Source organism: Nocardia acidivorans NBRC 108247 (genome assembly GCF_001625085.1).
Taxonomy (GTDB): domain Bacteria; phylum Actinomycetota; class Actinomycetes; order Mycobacteriales; family Mycobacteriaceae; genus Nocardia; species Nocardia acidivorans.
Window position 1 is genome coordinate 23,154 of the sequence record NZ_BDAW01000092.1, and the last position, 14,970, is coordinate 38,123.

A 14,970-nucleotide genomic window follows, 5' to 3' on the forward strand; every position below is an offset into this window, starting at 1 on the left:
TATTTGGGAACACGGGAGTTCTCTGGGATTCGCGCCGGTGGCGGAACTCCGATACGGCGACGAGTCCTCGTGCCGTCGATCCCGGCACGGCCCGGTGCCGACGATATCCTGGACGCTGCTGCAATCCCGGTGCTGCACAGACGGGCGATCGGATGCCGGGCACCGGGAGTTCCCGGCATTCGCGCCCGTACCAAACTTCCGCGGGCACGCGCGGCGACACGTCATCGCACCGTCGGTCCCGCATGCGAGACTGTTGCGGTGCAGTTGTACAGAGACAATGCCGTGGTGGTGCGCCAGCACAAGCTGGGCGAGGCCGACCGCATTGTCACGCTGCTGACCTACAAGCACGGATTGGTGCGCGCGGTCGCCAAGGGCGTGCGCCGCACCCGCTCCAAATTCGGTGCGCGCCTGGAGCCGTTCGCCTACGTGGACGTGCAGTTGCATCCCGGCCGCAGTCTCGATGTGGTCACCCAGGTGCACACCGTCGAATCGTTCGCCTCGGATATCGTCGCCGATTACGGCCGCTACACCACCGCCTGCGCGGTGCTGGAGACCGCCGAGCGGCTCGCCGGTGAAGAGCGCGCCCCGGCCCCGCGTCTGCACACCCTCACCGCCGGAGCGCTGCGCGCCATCGCCATGGGGCAGCGTCCCCACGAACTGATCCTCGACGCGTTCCTGTTGCGCGCCATGGGTTTCGCCGGTTGGGCCCCGGCCCTCGACGATTGCGCCCGCTGCGCCACCCCCGGCCCGCACCGCGCCTTCCACGTGGCCGCGGGCGGTGCCGTGTGTGTCCACTGCCGTCCCCCGGGCGCGGCCACCCCGATGGCCGGCGTCCTGGACCACCTGAGCGCCCTGCATCGCGGCGATTGGTCCGGCGTCAACGCCGTCCCCGACAATATGCGCCGCCAAGCCAGCGGCTTGGTCGCGGCGCACCTGCAATGGCACCTCGAACGCCAACTCCGCACACTCCCCCTCATCGAACGCACCCGCCCGCACGATTCCGTCGAATCCGCCGCGGTGGGTTGATCCCCCGGAGCTGCGACAAACCCTCGGTCGGCAGGTGCGGGATCGAATGTCGGTGATTCCGCTACATTTCGCGGAGCAGGTACGAATAAGCGAAATCAGGTGCGGTAGTGAGTTTTTCGGTATCGAGCGCTAGCGGCGAACATGATGTGCCGGAGCTGTTGATCTCCCCGCCGTGGCTGGCGCGCAAGCGCACGCGGCCCACGGTGGTCGAAGTGGCGGCGGTGCGGCGGCCGGTGGCGCTGCAATGGCTGCCGGGGGAGCGGCAGGAATGGGCCGAAATTCGGCTGGAGGACTTGGCCGGGGTGGTCGATTGGCAGGGTGAGATCGACAGGGCGGCGGTGGATCCGGACTTCCCGCTGATCGCGCTGATTTCCGGAGCGCCGGACGGAATCGCCCGGTCCGCGCTGCCGCTCCTGGACAAGGTCGCGATGCGGGACAGGTTCGGTTTGCATATCGGCTATTCGGCGAACGAAGCTCTGCCGCAGGATGAGCGGAATGCTCCACATCGGAAACTGCTGGGGCGGTTCGGCGCCGAGGCGCTGGGGTTCGTGCTGGATTCGGCGATATCTCAGGACTGGTACGGAGCAACCCTGTTCATGCCGATGGTCGGGTCCGACATCACCGAGCGGATGGTCGGCTGGCTCGAACGGGATGAGGAGTTGGCGGCGGCCGCCGGTGAATGGTTCGCGCGCCACACCGAGGCGGCCCTGCCCGATCTGATCCCCGCGGCGCTCGGAAAGGGCGTCAAGGCCCGGCGGCTGGCCGAGTCGCTGCTGTGGCGATTCGATGGCGTGGGCCGGCGGGAGCTTGTTCGCGCGGCCGCAGCGAGCTACGGGGCCGCGGCCGCGGCCGCGATCGATGCCCTGCTCGACCGTGATCGGTTGTCGCGCTTGCCTACTCGTATTCCCAAGGCTCCGGCCTGGCTGGACGTGAGTCTGCTGCCGCGGATCCGCCTGCGGGACAGCGCACAGGTGCTGCCGGAGACCGCGGTCGAGCATTTGATCAGCATGTTCATGATGTGCGCGCCGGATGCGGACTATGCCGGGGTGCCGGTCGTGGTGCGGGAGCTGGATCCGGTGTCGCTGGGCGAATTCGTCTGGGCGGTCTACCGGACATGGCAGTCCGCCAAGTACCCGGCCAAACGGAATATGTGGCCGATGCGGGCACTGGGACTGGCAGGCAATGACGAAACGGCGGCGCGGCTGCGGGTGATCGCGGAGCGCGATCGAGCGGTAAACAGGTCGCTGGAGGCGCTGGATATGCTGGTGCTGATCGGAACTCGCATCGCGCACATGCATATTCAGCTGGCCCGGGACAATACCGGTTGGCCCGCGGTGCGGCGGCGGGCCGATGAGATCATTCGGGAGCTCGCGCGAGAGCTGGGGATCACGCCGGTGGAGTTCGCCGATCGCGCGGTGCCGGATCTCGGTCTCTCCGCGCAGGGCACGCGCACCGTGGACTACGGTTCCAGGCGTTTCCGCATCGGTCTCGACGAGCAGCTGAAACCCGTTGTGCGCGAAGAGAGTGGCGAGATAAGGGCTACTCTGCCCAAACCGGGCAAGGGCGACGATCCGAGTGCGCTGAGCGCCTATACGGAATACGGCTTGTTCAAGAAGGCGTTGCAGGCCGCGATCGCCGATCAATCGACGCGGTTGGAGGCCGCGATGATCGCGCAGCGCCGCTGGACGGTCGCGGGTCAGCGGCGGCTGTTCATCGAACATCCGCTGCTGCGCCAACTCGCCCGGCGGCTGGTGTGGGCGAGCTTCGATACCACCGGCGCCGTGACCGGAACCTTCCGGATCGATATGGACGGCACCCTGGCCGATCCAGCCGATGACCTGCTGGAACTGCCCGATGAGATCCAGGTCGGCATCGCTCACCCGTTGCACCTGGGCGGAGCGCTGGCCGCCTGGGCCGGGGTCTTCGCGGGCTACGGGATAGCGCAGCCGTTCGCGCAGCTGGATCGGCCGAGTTTCGCGCCCGGCGCCCCGGAGGTGGCGGCGGGACTGGGGAAGTATCGGGACGCGGTGGTTTCCACCGGAACAGTGCTGGGGCTCAATCGTTTCGGCTGGGCCACAGGATATGGGGCCGAAGGTTCGGTGGTCCGTTTCACCCGCACCCTGGCGGCCCGGCACGAGGTGCGGTTGTACATCTCGCCCGGTATCGACGGCCGCAATCCGCTGGGTGTCGCCGAGCAGACCCTGCGCGATGTGGTGCTACCGGAGGGGCTCGCCCTTGCCGATCTGCCACCGATCGTCGTCTCCGAACTGCTCCGGGAACTGGAGACGCTGCGTTAGCCGGACGCGTGCGATCGCTGCCCCGGGTACCGGCGGGTCCGAGCCGGCGCATGTTTGCGGAGCGGTGGCGCGCGGGCTCCTGGGAGGGGGAAAGATATGCCGGAATTGTGGGGAGTGGGTGTGAAAGCCGTGGGCATGCTCGCGTAGTCCGAGGCGTCGGGCAGGATGGTGGGCGTGATCGGTACTCGCAAGCCTTCCGCGGCCCAGCGCACGGTGCGTCCGCCCTCGCCGCACCCCTCGGGGGCGACCCCGCCCGCCATTCCCATGGAGTTCGTGCCCAGGCATGTGGCCCTGGTGATGGATGGCAATGGCCGGTGGGCGCAGGAGCGCGGACTGCCGCGCACCGCCGGGCATGAGCGCGGTGAGGCGGTGCTCATGGACACCGTCGAGGGTTGTATCGAGCTCGGGGTGAAGTGGCTGTCGGCGTACGCCTTCTCCACCGAGAACTGGCGGCGCAGTCCCGATGAGGTGAAGTTCCTGATGGGCTTCAACCGCGATGTGATCCGCCGCCGTCGCGACGAGATGCACGAGATGGGTGTGCGGGTGCGCTGGGCGGGGCGGCGACCGCGCCTGTGGCGCAGCGTGATCAAGGAGTTGGAGATCGCGGAGGAGCTCACCCGGGACAATGACGTTATGACGCTGACCATGTGCGTCAACTACGGTGGTCGGGCCGAGATCGCCGATGCCGCAAGGGAAATCGCGCGCCGGGTGAAGTCCGGGGAGATCGATCCGGAGAAGGTGAACGAGGACACCGTAGCCCGCTTCCTGGATGAGCCGGATATGCCGGACGTGGACCTGTTCCTGCGCCCGTCGGGTGAGTTCCGCACCTCGAACTTCCTCATGTGGCAGTCCGCGTATGCCGAATTCGTGTTCCAGGAAACGCTTTTCCCGGATTTCGATCGCCGCAATCTGTGGGATGCCTGCCTGGAGTACGCCAAGCGGGACCGGCGCTTCGGTGGGGCGAAGTGAGCGACGAACTCTCCACCGCGGAGGCGTTGCAGGCCCGCGCCGGTGCGGCACTGGCCCGCTATGACGTGGCGGTGCGGGTGGAGGACGGCGGACTCGGCTTCGAGTTCGACGGTTCGCTCTGCTCGCTGCGCGGGGTGAATCTCTCGCCCGGTCTGGACGTGCTGACCCTGACCTGCGTTCTGGCCTGGGATCGCCCGCTGAAACCGCAGCTGCACAAGCGGGTTGCCGAACGCAATGCGGCGCTGCAGTTCGGCTCCATCACGATCGTCGGCCATGACAAGCTGGCCGACATCATCCTCCGCTACACCTTCCCGGCCGCCGGGCTCGAGGACGAACCACTCGCGACCATGCTGCTGCTGGTGCTCTCGGGTGCCGGTCGCGCGCGCCAGGGTCTGGTGCTGCCCTGAGGGTTTCACCCCCGGCGGGGTGAAACCTGTTCAGTTGGGCGAGGGTTCGGCCAGCGGCAGTCCGCGGTAGGCGGGCAGCAGCTGTTCGACTCCGCGCGTGAAGGATTCGGGATCGGTATCGCCCAGGATGAGGAATTGCAGAATGAAGCCGGGGAGCAGGCCGATGAACGCCTTGGCCACCGCCTCGGTATCGGCATCCGGTGGGAGCCAGCCGATATCGCGCATGCGCTCGGCGTAGTCGACCCAGAGTCGGCGGATGCCACCGATACTGGTGCGCACGTAGTCCGCGATATTGGGGTCGGTGAGCGCGAGCGCCCACGCCTGCGGAATGAGTCGGACCGGGCCGCCCGGACCGGAGAGTCGCACCACGGTTTCGGTGATGGCGCGCACCAGCTCCGGGGGAGTGGGCAGCGGATCGCTGTAGACCGCCTCGCTGAGGGCGGCGCGCAGATCGACGGTGGCCTCGGTGGTGAGGGCCGCGATAATGTCATCCTTGGACTTGAAGTAGCGGTAGACCGCACCCGCGGAGAGGCCGGATTCGGCGAAGACGTCCTGCATGGTGGTGGTGTGCAGACCCTTGCGGGCGAAGCACGTTTGCGCGGCGTCGAGGATCTGCTGCCTGCGGCGTTCCAGGTGTTCCTCGCTGACTCTGGGCATGAGACCCAAAGTAAAACGAATATCCGTTCTTGACAAGGTGACAGCTCGATGTCCGGGTTGTCCCGGTCGCGCTCGGCCTCGCCGCCGCCCTACTGCAAGCCGTCATGCCCATCGCCTTCGCGTGGCCGGCGACCAATATCAAACCGCGGGATCTGCCCACCGCGGTCACGGGTCCGCCGGCGGGGGCCGTCTCGCAGCGGCCGGCCGCATACGATGCCGACGCCTTCGATATCCGCACTGTCGCAGACGAATCCGCCGCTCGGCAGGCGGATCGGGATCGCCAGCTCACGAGCTTCTGTTCTCGCCACTCTGGCCGAACCGGTGCCTGCGGCTGGATAGCTGATCGAAGGCAATGCGCCCTTTACGGTCTCACCGCAAGGGGCGCATTGAGGTATATGCGGCCGGGTTCAGCTCTTGGCGGTGGCGCAGCCGCTGCAGCTGCCGAAGATCTCCATGGTGTGGCTGATATCGGTGAAACCGTGTTCCGCCGCAATGGAATCGGCCCAGGCTTCGACCGTCGGACCCTCCACCTCCACGGTGCACCCGCAGTGGCGGCACACCAGGTGGTGGTGATGTCCGGTGGAGCACTGCCGGTACACCGATTCGCCCGAGTCGGTGCGCAATACATCCACCAGTCCGGCTTCGGCGAGCGATTGCAGGGTGCGGTACACCGTGGTCAGGCCGATGCCCTCACCGCGTTTACGGAGTTCGTCGTGCAGCTCCTGGGCGGAGCGGAATTCGTCGATATCGGTGAGCAAGGCCGCGATGGCGCTGCGCTGGCGGGTGCTGCGGACGCCCACCGTCTTCTCGGTCGTTCCCATTTCACCCCTCCTCGGCGTGCGCGACGGCGTCGATCACGATATGTGCCAGGTGCTCGTCGACGAGTTCGTAGATGACCTCGCGCCCGGTGCGTTCACCGCGCACCACGCCGGCCGATTTGAGGATTCGCAGGTGCTGGCTGATCAGCGGCTGGGTCACGCCGAGAGTATCGACCAGTTCGTGGACGCAGCGCGGCGATTCGCGTAGTTGCAGCACAATGGCGATGCGCACCGGCGCGGCCAGGGCGCGCAGCAGCTCACCGGCCGAATCCAGAATGGTGCGTGACGGTACCGCGGGTGGTAGCGGCGACCGATAGGGATACGGGTCGTGCGGTATCGCGGTCGGAGCCTCGGTCGCGACGCGTGCGCGCCGCAGGGGGGCACCACTGTCCGTGGTCATCGAACCAACTCCTTATTGGAAACCGATGCCATTCTTATATGCAAGCATATGCATGTCAAACCCGACACTCTGGAAGTGGCATATGAAGGATGTGTCTGCCCGGTAAGCAGTTGTTTTCGGTGGGGAGGGGATGGTGGGGCCGAAGTATTGTTCGGTGGGGCGGACCTGGGTGCCGTATGTGGGGCGTCCGCGCCCTCCCACCACTGATTCGCGGGCGTACCGCGGAACGGATGGTCCGGATTCACGCGCAGATACCCGTTGGGCAGCGTCGGCACCGCCGGAATCGTCACCTGGATCGACTGATCATGAGCCCTCCGCGCGCTGCCCGCTCCCGGCGAAAATCGGTTGGCCCGGTACCGATAGGCTTGAGCACGTCCCTTGTAGTTTTCCGGACCGGATGGAGATTTCCTCAGTGGCACCCAAGTCGAAGGTGGACACCGTCGCCAACCTCGCCAAGCGTCGGGGTCTGGTGTACCCGAGCGGTGAGATTTACGGCGGCACCAAATCGGCGTGGGATTACGGTCCGCTCGGAGTCGAGCTGAAGGAGAACATCAAGCGCCAGTGGTGGCGTTCGATGGTCACCAGTCGCGAGGATGTGGTCGGCCTCGATTCGTCGATCATTCTGCCCCGTCAGGTGTGGGTGGCCTCGGGTCACGTGGCGGTCTTCAACGATCCGCTGGTGGAATGCCTGAACTGCCATAAGCGGCACCGGCAGGACCACCTGCAGGAGGCGTACGCCGAGAAGCACAAGGTCCAGGACCCGGACAGTGTGTCCATGGAGCTCATCGTGTGCCCCGACTGCGGCACCGTCGGCAAGTGGACCGAACCGCGCGACTTCAACATGATGCTCAAGACCTACCTGGGCCCGGTGGAATCCGAAGAGGGCATGCACTACCTGCGCCCGGAGACCGCGCAGGGCATCTTCGTGAACTACAAGAACGTCGAGACCACCGCGCGCAAGAAGCCGCCGTTCGGTATCGCCCAGATGGGCAAGAGTTTCCGCAACGAGATCTCGCCCGGCAACTTCATCTTCCGCACCCGTGAGTTCGAGCAGATGGAGATGGAGTTCTTCGTCAAGCCGGGTGAGGACGAGCAGTGGCATCAGTACTGGATCGACACCCGTATGGCCTGGTACACCGATCTGGGCATCGATCCGGAGAACCTGCGGCTGTACGAGCACCCGAAGGAGAAACTCTCGCACTACTCCACCCGCACGGTGGATATCGAGTACCGCTTCCGTTTCCAGGGCAGTGAGTGGGGCGAGCTCGAGGGCGTCGCCAACCGCACCGACTTCGACCTCAAGACCCACTCCGAGCATTCGGGTGTGGATCTGAGCTACTTCGATCAGACCTCGGGGGAGCGCTACACCCCGTTCGTGATCGAGCCCGCGGCCGGTCTGACCCGTTCACTCATGGCCTTCCTGGTCGACGCATACCACGTGGAGCAGGTGCCGACGGCCAAGGGCGGGCTCGAGGATCGCACCACACTGCGCCTGGATCGTCGCCTGGCTCCGGTGAAGGCCGCGGTGCTGCCGCTCTCGCGCAATGCCGATCTCTCGCCCAAGGCCAAGGATCTGGCCGCGCAACTGCGCCGGAACTGGAATGTCGAGTTCGACGACGCGGGCGCCATCGGCCGCCGTTACCGCCGTCAGGACGAGATCGGCACCCCGTTCTGCATCACGGTCGACTTCGATACCCTCGAGGATCACGCGGTCACCGTGCGCGAGCGAGACACCATGGCGCAGGAGCGCATTGCGCTTGATCAAGTAGAGGGCTACCTGGCCGCGCGCCTCATCGGCGCCTGATTCCAGCTCCGCGAGGAAGACCGGTCAATGCCTGACCGGTCTTTTCTTTATTCGGTTGCCCCAGGAATTCGGGGCACCGATTGCTAAATGGGTATCCGGCTACTCGTGTTAACGACCCATGACCGGCGCACTATTTATAGGTATAGGGCAACGGCGCCTGCCGCTGAAGCTCGATCTGCCGAGGTGAGTCATGAGCGAGCGTGTTATCGGGCCCCGCTCGGGGCTGCAATGGGTCTCATTGGGAGACGCCGGATCGACTTGTCCCGCCGCGCGTTCCACGGTCGCGGCGTTTCGATCATGGGCAGATTCCTTTCTGACCCGACCCAGTGACGAACTGGGGCGCGACGGACCCGTATGTCCATACGTACGGCCCTCCATGCGACGAGATCTGTTGTGGCTGGCCCAGGTGCCGGCCGCGGAGCCGCGACCCCTGTGGGTGCGGGCCATCATCGAGGACGCACTCGAGGTCTATTCCGAATTGCCCACGGGCAATGGGAGTTCGACATCGGTGTTGCGCGGATTGATCACGGTCTTCCAGAATTTGGCCGACTATTCATTGATCGACGAGATTCACGCCGAATTCAAGACCAAATTCGTGGAACGCGGTGCGATGCTCGGGCAATTCTATCCGGGATGCGATCAACCGGGATTGTGGAACAAAGAGTTCCGGCCATTGGACGCGCCGATGCCCATGCTCGTGGTGCGCTCGATGATGACAACCGATTTCCCTTTCCTGCTGGATAAGCCGGAATGGATGAACGCGTATGTGCGCAAGTTCGCACCCGGGCTGCCCGCGCATGTGCGGGCGGTCATGGTGGGGCGCCTGACGGCACGCCCCGACTCCTGGGTTCCGGCGTATGAGGAACAGCGGGAAGACGAATCGTGCTCGACCAGTACCCGATGAGGCGTTATGACGCGCGAACTCGCGGCGGAACAGACCGCCACAGTCTTCCCGCTCTCCCCGGCCCAGCTCGGCATGTGGTATGCGCAGCAACTGGATCCGAGTGTGCCGCTGTCGGAAGCGCAGTACATCGAGATGCGCGGCCGGCTGGATCTGACGGCGCTGCGTAACGCGGCGATACTCGCGGCCCGCGAATTCGGTTCCGGGGTACTGCGATTGGTGGAGATCGAGGGTCGGCCGTATCAAGTGGTCGATCCCAATATCGAGCCCGCGGTGGGCTTCTTGGACTTGCGTGATCGACCGGAACCCATTGCGGCGGCGCTGGATTGGATGCGGGCCGATGTGGCCGCGCCGATCGATCTGCTGGGGGAGCGTGCCGGTGTCACCACGGTGATTCGGGTGGGCGACGACCATCATCTCTGGTACACCCGCGCGCACCATATTCTGATCGACGGCTTCGGCTCGGTGACCATGCTGTATCGGGTGGCGGAGCTGTACAACGCCGGCGTGCGCGGTACACCCGCACCGGAGGGCAACGCCGCCTCCCTGCTCCAAGTGCACGAAGCCGAACTGGCATACCGGGATTCGAGCCGATACGGCACCGATGAGCGGTATTGGCGCGAGGTGACCGCGGGCATGCCGGAGCGGTGCAGTCTGGTCTCGGCCACGGCCCCCGCCTGCGCCCTGGGACGCGAGGCCCGCGCCCAACTCGACGAGGGTACCGCCGCACGCCTGGAGAGCGCGGCGCACCGCTTCGACACGAGTTCGGCCACGGTGGTGATGGCGGCGCTGGCGCTGTACTACGCACGGTTGACCGCCAGTGAGGATGTGGTGCTGAGCCTCCCGGTATCCGGGCGCACCACGGCGGTGCTGCGGCGCTCGGGCGGGATGATCGCGAATGTGGTGCCGCTGCGGGTGCGGGTGCCGCGCGAGGGACGGGTCGGCGAGGTGCTGGACGCGGTGCGCGTCGCGGCCTCGGGGGCACTGCGGCATCAGCGTTTTCGCGCCGAGGACATGCACTGGGGTGGTCAGACCGCCGCCGCGCAGCCGGATGGCGGTGTGGACGCGCCGGGCGCATCCGAGGGACGGACGGGGCCCGCGATCACGGCGCGGCCCGAGTTCGGCCGCGGGTTCGTCGGACCGGTCGTCAATATCATGCTGTTTCCGGCGGGAATCGACTTCGACGGCGTGGAGTCGAGCCTGCACGTGCTGACTTCCGGGCCGATCGAGGATTTGTTCGTCAACTTCTACCAGCACGGGGCGGGCGCGTCGATCCATGTCGACTTCTCGGCGAATCCCCGCCTGTACGACGAGGATTCGCTGGCACGACAGCATCGACGGTTCCTGACCCTGCTGGAATCACTGTTGGACGCGCAGACCGATACGCCGCTGACGGAGCTGGCGTACTGCACGCCGGATGAGAAGCCGCTGCTCGGCGGTGCGCACGGCATCCCCGCCCCCGAATCACGATTGCTGACTGAGATTTTGGCCGAGGGACTGCGCGCGGCCGGGCGTGAGGGTCTGGCGGTGGTCGGCCGCTATCGGCACCTCACCTACGGCGAGCTGGACGACCTCTCGAATCGATTGGCGCGCAAGCTGTTACGCGCATCCACAGCGGGTGCTCCCGGTTCGGTGCCCACCCTCGGCCCGGAATCGACCGTGCTGATGGCACTTCCGCGCTCGGTCGAGGCCATGGTCGCACTGTGGGCGGTTGCCAAGACCGGTGCGGCCTTCGTACCCCTCGGGACCGGTATGCCCGCCGATCGCGTGGCGCGGATTGCCGCCGAATGCGGCGCGGACCTCGGAGTGACCCGCACCGGCGCGGCCGACCTGCCCGATACGGTGCGATGGATTGCCCTGGACGACATGCTCGCCGACGGGGATACCTGGCCCGAGTCCGCCGCGCCGCTGGCGGCCCATGAGCTGCGCGGTCGACCGCAGCTGGCCAATCCGGCGTACGTGGTGTTCACCTCCGGCTCCACCGGCACCCCGAAGGGCGTCGCGGTCACCCACACCGGCCTCGCGGGCTTGGCCGCGGCGGTGGTGGATTCGTATCGCGTCACCCCCGGCGCGCGCGTGCTGCAATGCCTGAATCCGAGTTTCGACGCCTCCGTGCTCGAGTGGCTGATGGCCTTCGCCTCGGGGACGATACTGATCGTGGCCGAGGCGGATCCGGTGCTCGGGGCCGAACTGGCCACCCTGATCCGCGACTACGGCATCACCCAGGTGTGCTCCACCCCGGCGGTGCTGTCCACGCTGGAGCCGGACGCCCTGGAAGGGGTGCGCGCGGTGTCCTCGGGCGGCGAGCCGACCCCGCCGGATATCGTGGCGCGCTTCGGAATCGGCCGCGACCTGCTCAATTCCTACGGCCCCAGCGAAGCCACCGTGGCGGTCACCTACACCAAGGGCCTGATCCCCGGCGCGAACGCGGGCATCGGCGACCCCATCCCCGGCGCGGGCATGCTGGTCCTGGATCGCTGGCTGCGCCCGGTCCCGCTGGGCGTCGCGGGTGAGCTGTACGTGACCGGCCCCGGCGTCGCCCGCGGCTATGTGGGCAGACCCGGCCTGACCGCGGAGCGTTTCGTCGCGGCCCCCGGTGGTGAACGCATGTACCGCACCGGTGACCTGGTGCGCTGGACCACGACAACGCGTGGCGGCGGTACCGCCGCGCGCGATGATCGGGACGCGGCCACCCGGGGTCACGCGGTGGCGGGCGGAGCCGACGCGCCGAGCCGGGGTGACGCGGTCGCGAACCGCTTGCCCGATGGACGACCGGAATTCGCTGCGGCAGAGGCGAATTCCGGTGTCGTTCTGGAGTACGTCGGTCGCGGTGACTTCCAGGTCAAGTTGCGCGGGATGCGGATCGAGCTGGGTGAGATCGATGCGGCGCTGAATACGCATGCGGCCGTGGAGATCGCGGTGACGGTGGCGCGGCCCACACCGAATGGCGGGACCATGCTGGCGGCGTACGTGGTGCCGCACGCGGGGGTGACCGTCACCGAGGCGGAGCTGCTGGATCATGCGTCTCGCCGTCTGCCGCCCTATATGGTCCCGGCCACGGTGACCGTGCTGGGTGCGCTGCCGCTCACCGCGAATGGCAAGGTGGATCGGCGTGCCCTGCCCGAACCCGTTGTCGTGCAGCCTGTTCGGCAGGCGGCCCCGGAGAGCGAGACCGAGCGCATCCTGTGCACGCTGTTCGCCGAGATCCTCGGTACCGCCGAGGTGGGGCCGCAGACGTCGTTCTTCGCACTGGGCGGCGATTCGATCATGGCGATCAGCCTGGTCTCGCGCGCCCGCGCCGCGGGTCTGATCTTCTCCGCCCGTGAGGTTTTCGAATATCGCACCCCCGCCGCGCTGGCCGCCGTGGTCGGCCGCGCCGAAGACGATCGCGCGCAACTGCCCGAACTGCCCGGCGGCGGTCTGGGCCGCCTGCCCCTGACCCCGGTCGCCGCCTGGCTGCTCGCGCGCCCGGGCTGGGAGCATTTCGCCCAGTCGATGGTCGTTCAACTCCCGCTGGGCATCGAACCGGAGGCGCTGAACCGCACCGTCCAAGCGCTGCTGGACCGGCACGACATGCTGAGGGCACGCGTCGTCGACACGCCCTCCGGCACCGTGCTGGAGGCGCAACCGCCGCATCTGGTGGACGCGGCGGCGCTGATCGCGAGAGTCTCTCGCGCTGCGGCGAACTCGTCCGAGGGGGGAACGGTCACCGAGAGCGCCGACGGAAGCGTCGATGCGGCGACGGGCCCGGAGTTCGCGTCCGCGGTAACGGACCTGGAGTTCGCGTCCGCGGTGACGCGACTGAATCCGCGCGCGGGCATCATGATCGCGCTGACCTGGCTCGACGCCGGTCCATCCAGACCCGGCCGACTCCTGATCGTCGTGCACCACCTGGCCTGCGATGCGGTGTCCTGGCGAATTCTGTTGCCGGACCTCATGTCCGCGTGGTCCCAGGCCTCCGCCGGTGCCGCACCGGCCTTACCGGCTTCGGGCACCTCCGTGCGGACCTGGGCGCACGCGCTGCGGGATCTCGCGACGGGCGATGCGACCGGCTGGCCCCTGAACGAATTCGACTACTGGCGAGACGTGTTGGCGGAGGATCCGCTGATCGGCCGACGACGGCTGGATCCGACGGTGGACACCCACGGTTCGGCCGGACGGCTCGAAGTCGGCCTCTCCGAGGCCGCGTCGGCGGCACTGGTGGGTCGTCTCGCGGCGACGTACCGCTGTGGCGTCGAGGACGCGCTGCTGGCGGCGCTCACATTGGCCATCGCCCGGTGGCGGTGCCGCCGAGGGCGGTTCGGCGCGGCCGCCGCGGCGACCGTGGTGACCGTGGAGCGGCACGGGCGCGATGAGGCGGCCGTACCGGGAGCGGATCTCTCGCAAACGGTCGGCTGGTTCACCTCTCAGGTGCCGGTTCGGTTGGGACCTGTTGTGCGGGAAGTGTTTTCGAAGCCCGGATGCGCCGAAGACCTGCCGGGCGGGGCCGCGGCCGAGTTCGGGGTGCGGCGGTCGATCGAGCCGAACGTCGAGTCCGGTGCGGTTCCGGGGTGGATGCCCGCGCAGGCGGTCGACCTTGCGCCCGGGCGGTCCGGGCGGCCCGGTTCTGCCCTCGCGGCTTTGAAGTCGGTGAAGCAGCAGCTGCGTGCGGTACCCCGGGGCGGGTTCGGGTACGGGCTGCTGCGGTATCTGAACCCCGGCACCGCCGGGGAACTGGCGGTATTGCCCGAGGCGCAGGTGGGGTTCAACTATTTGGGCCAGATTCCCGATCTGGAGGTCGCGGGGGACTGGATGCCGGTGGGGATGGCGGCTCGTCTGGGCGGGCACGCGGATGCGGAAATGCCGCTGGCGTCGGTGATTTCGGTGGACGCGGTCACCCTGGAGTCCGAGCGCGGACAGCGGATTCGGGCCGTGTGGCAGTTCGCGCCCGCGGCGATCGACCGCGCCGAGGTGGCCGAACTGGCTCGGGAATGGGTGGCTGCGGTCGAGGAGATCGCCGAGTCGGTCGGCGCACCGGAGGCCGGTGGGATCACACCGGGTGATCTGACGCTGCTGGACACCACGCAGGGTGAAATCGACGGCTGGGAAAGGGATTACGGGCGACTGGACGATGTATTGCCGCTGACCCCGTTGCAGCGCGGGCTGCTGTTCCAGGCGCAGTTCGCCGAGGGCGGGACCGACGGCTACTCGGTGCAGGCCGTGATCGATGTGGAGGCCGACCTCGAATGGGATCGGCTGACCGCGGCGGCGCGGGCACTGGTGCGGCGGCACGAGGTGCTGCGGGCGGCCTTCGTACAGTCGCAGGAGCGTGCGGTGCAGGTGATCTCGGCGCGGGTCGAGGTGCCGTGCGCGTATCTGGAGGCGTTCGGCGCGACCGAGACCGAATTGGACGAGATCGCGGCGCGGGAATTGCGCACACCCTTCGATGTGACGCGACCGCCGCTGATTCGCTTCCTGTGTATCGCGGTGGGGGAGCGCGGCTTCCGGCTCGTCATCACCAATCACCATCTGATTCTCGACGGCTGGTCCATGCCGCTGCTCTTCGCCGAACTCGTCGGACTCTACGAAACCCGCGGGGACGACGGCGGTTTCGCACCGCCGATTCCCTTCGCCCGCTACCTCGAATGGCTTGCCGCCCGCGATGCGCGGTCCGCGCGCGAGGCGTGGGCACGGGCGCTGTCCGGCTTGGCC

At 67.5% G+C, this 14,970-nt stretch carries 9 protein-coding genes and 1 pseudogene; 7 read left to right on the forward strand and 3 right to left on the reverse strand.

Annotated elements, in window-relative coordinates; genetic code table 11:
• Positions 1-258 precede the first annotated feature (258 nt).
• The 4 genes from recO (at position 259) to NA10_RS31235 (ending at position 4,699) form a co-directional block, all read left to right on the forward strand.
• Positions 259-1,026, forward strand: coding sequence for a DNA repair protein RecO (recO, locus tag NA10_RS31220; protein WP_067574293.1), 768 nt, complete (start codon positions 259-261; stop codon positions 1,024-1,026).
• Positions 1,027-1,133: 107 nt separating this feature from the next.
• A complete protein-coding gene (locus tag NA10_RS31225; RefSeq protein WP_157556861.1) occupies positions 1,134-3,323 on the forward strand; it encodes a DUF4132 domain-containing protein in 2,190 nt (729 codons plus the stop codon).
• A gap of 165 nt (positions 3,324-3,488) precedes the next feature.
• On the forward strand, positions 3,489-4,292 hold the full coding sequence (locus tag NA10_RS31230; RefSeq protein WP_174562582.1) for an isoprenyl transferase: 804 nt from the start codon (positions 3,489-3,491) through the stop codon (positions 4,290-4,292).
• Entirely contained in the window at positions 4,289-4,699 is a 411-nt protein-coding gene (locus NA10_RS31235; RefSeq protein WP_067574295.1) for a hypothetical protein, read from the forward strand. The genes NA10_RS31230 and NA10_RS31235 overlap by 4 nt, the downstream gene beginning before the upstream one ends.
• Before the next feature lie 30 nt (positions 4,700-4,729).
• On the opposite strand, the gene NA10_RS31240 is transcribed toward NA10_RS31235, so the two are convergent.
• The 3 genes from NA10_RS31240 to NA10_RS31250 all read right to left on the reverse strand — a co-directional run bounded on the left by NA10_RS31240 (position 4,730) and on the right by NA10_RS31250 (position 6,574).
• Positions 4,730-5,356 (reverse strand): TetR/AcrR family transcriptional regulator, encoded by a 627-nt coding sequence (locus NA10_RS31240; RefSeq protein ID WP_067574296.1) that lies wholly within the window; start codon positions 5,354-5,356, stop codon positions 4,730-4,732.
• A gap of 407 nt (positions 5,357-5,763) precedes the next feature.
• Positions 5,764-6,177, reverse strand: a complete 414-nt coding sequence (locus NA10_RS31245) for a Fur family transcriptional regulator (RefSeq protein WP_067574297.1) — start codon at positions 6,175-6,177, stop codon at positions 5,764-5,766.
• 1 nt (position 6,178) lies between these two features.
• Positions 6,179-6,574 (reverse strand): ArsR/SmtB family transcription factor, encoded by a 396-nt coding sequence (locus NA10_RS31250; protein ID WP_084515536.1) that lies wholly within the window; start codon positions 6,572-6,574, stop codon positions 6,179-6,181.
• A 412-nt stretch (positions 6,575-6,986) separates the two neighbouring features.
• Between NA10_RS31250 and NA10_RS31255 the strand changes: the two genes are divergently transcribed.
• The 3 genes and pseudogenes from NA10_RS31255 to NA10_RS31265 form a co-directional block, all read left to right on the forward strand.
• Complete coding sequence (locus tag NA10_RS31255; protein ID WP_067574306.1) at positions 6,987-8,378, forward strand: glycine--tRNA ligase; 1,392 nt, start codon at positions 6,987-6,989, stop codon at positions 8,376-8,378.
• Positions 8,379-8,568: 190 nt separating this feature from the next.
• Entirely contained in the window at positions 8,569-9,282 is a 714-nt protein-coding gene (locus NA10_RS31260) for a DUF6875 domain-containing protein (protein ID WP_373862461.1), read from the forward strand.
• A 51-nt stretch (positions 9,283-9,333) separates the two neighbouring features.
• Positions 9,334-14,970 (forward strand): annotated as a pseudogene (locus NA10_RS31265) (condensation domain-containing protein); the annotation flags it as partial.

Excerpts from the sequence above, each read along its gene's own strand:
- NA10_RS31240 (WP_067574296.1), bottom strand. The coding sequence starts at position 5,356 with ATGCCCAGAGTCAGCGAGGAACACCTGGAACGCCGCAGGCAGCAGATC.
- NA10_RS31230 (WP_174562582.1), top strand. The coding sequence starts at position 3,489 with ATGGTGGGCGTGATCGGTACTCGCAAGCCTTCCGCGGCCCAGCGCACG.
- NA10_RS31245 (WP_067574297.1), bottom strand. The coding sequence starts at position 6,177 with ATGGGAACGACCGAGAAGACGGTGGGCGTCCGCAGCACCCGCCAGCGC.
- NA10_RS31250 (WP_084515536.1), bottom strand. The coding sequence starts at position 6,574 with ATGACCACGGACAGTGGTGCCCCCCTGCGGCGCGCACGCGTCGCGACC.
- NA10_RS31260 (WP_373862461.1), top strand. The coding sequence starts at position 8,569 with ATGAGCGAGCGTGTTATCGGGCCCCGCTCGGGGCTGCAATGGGTCTCA.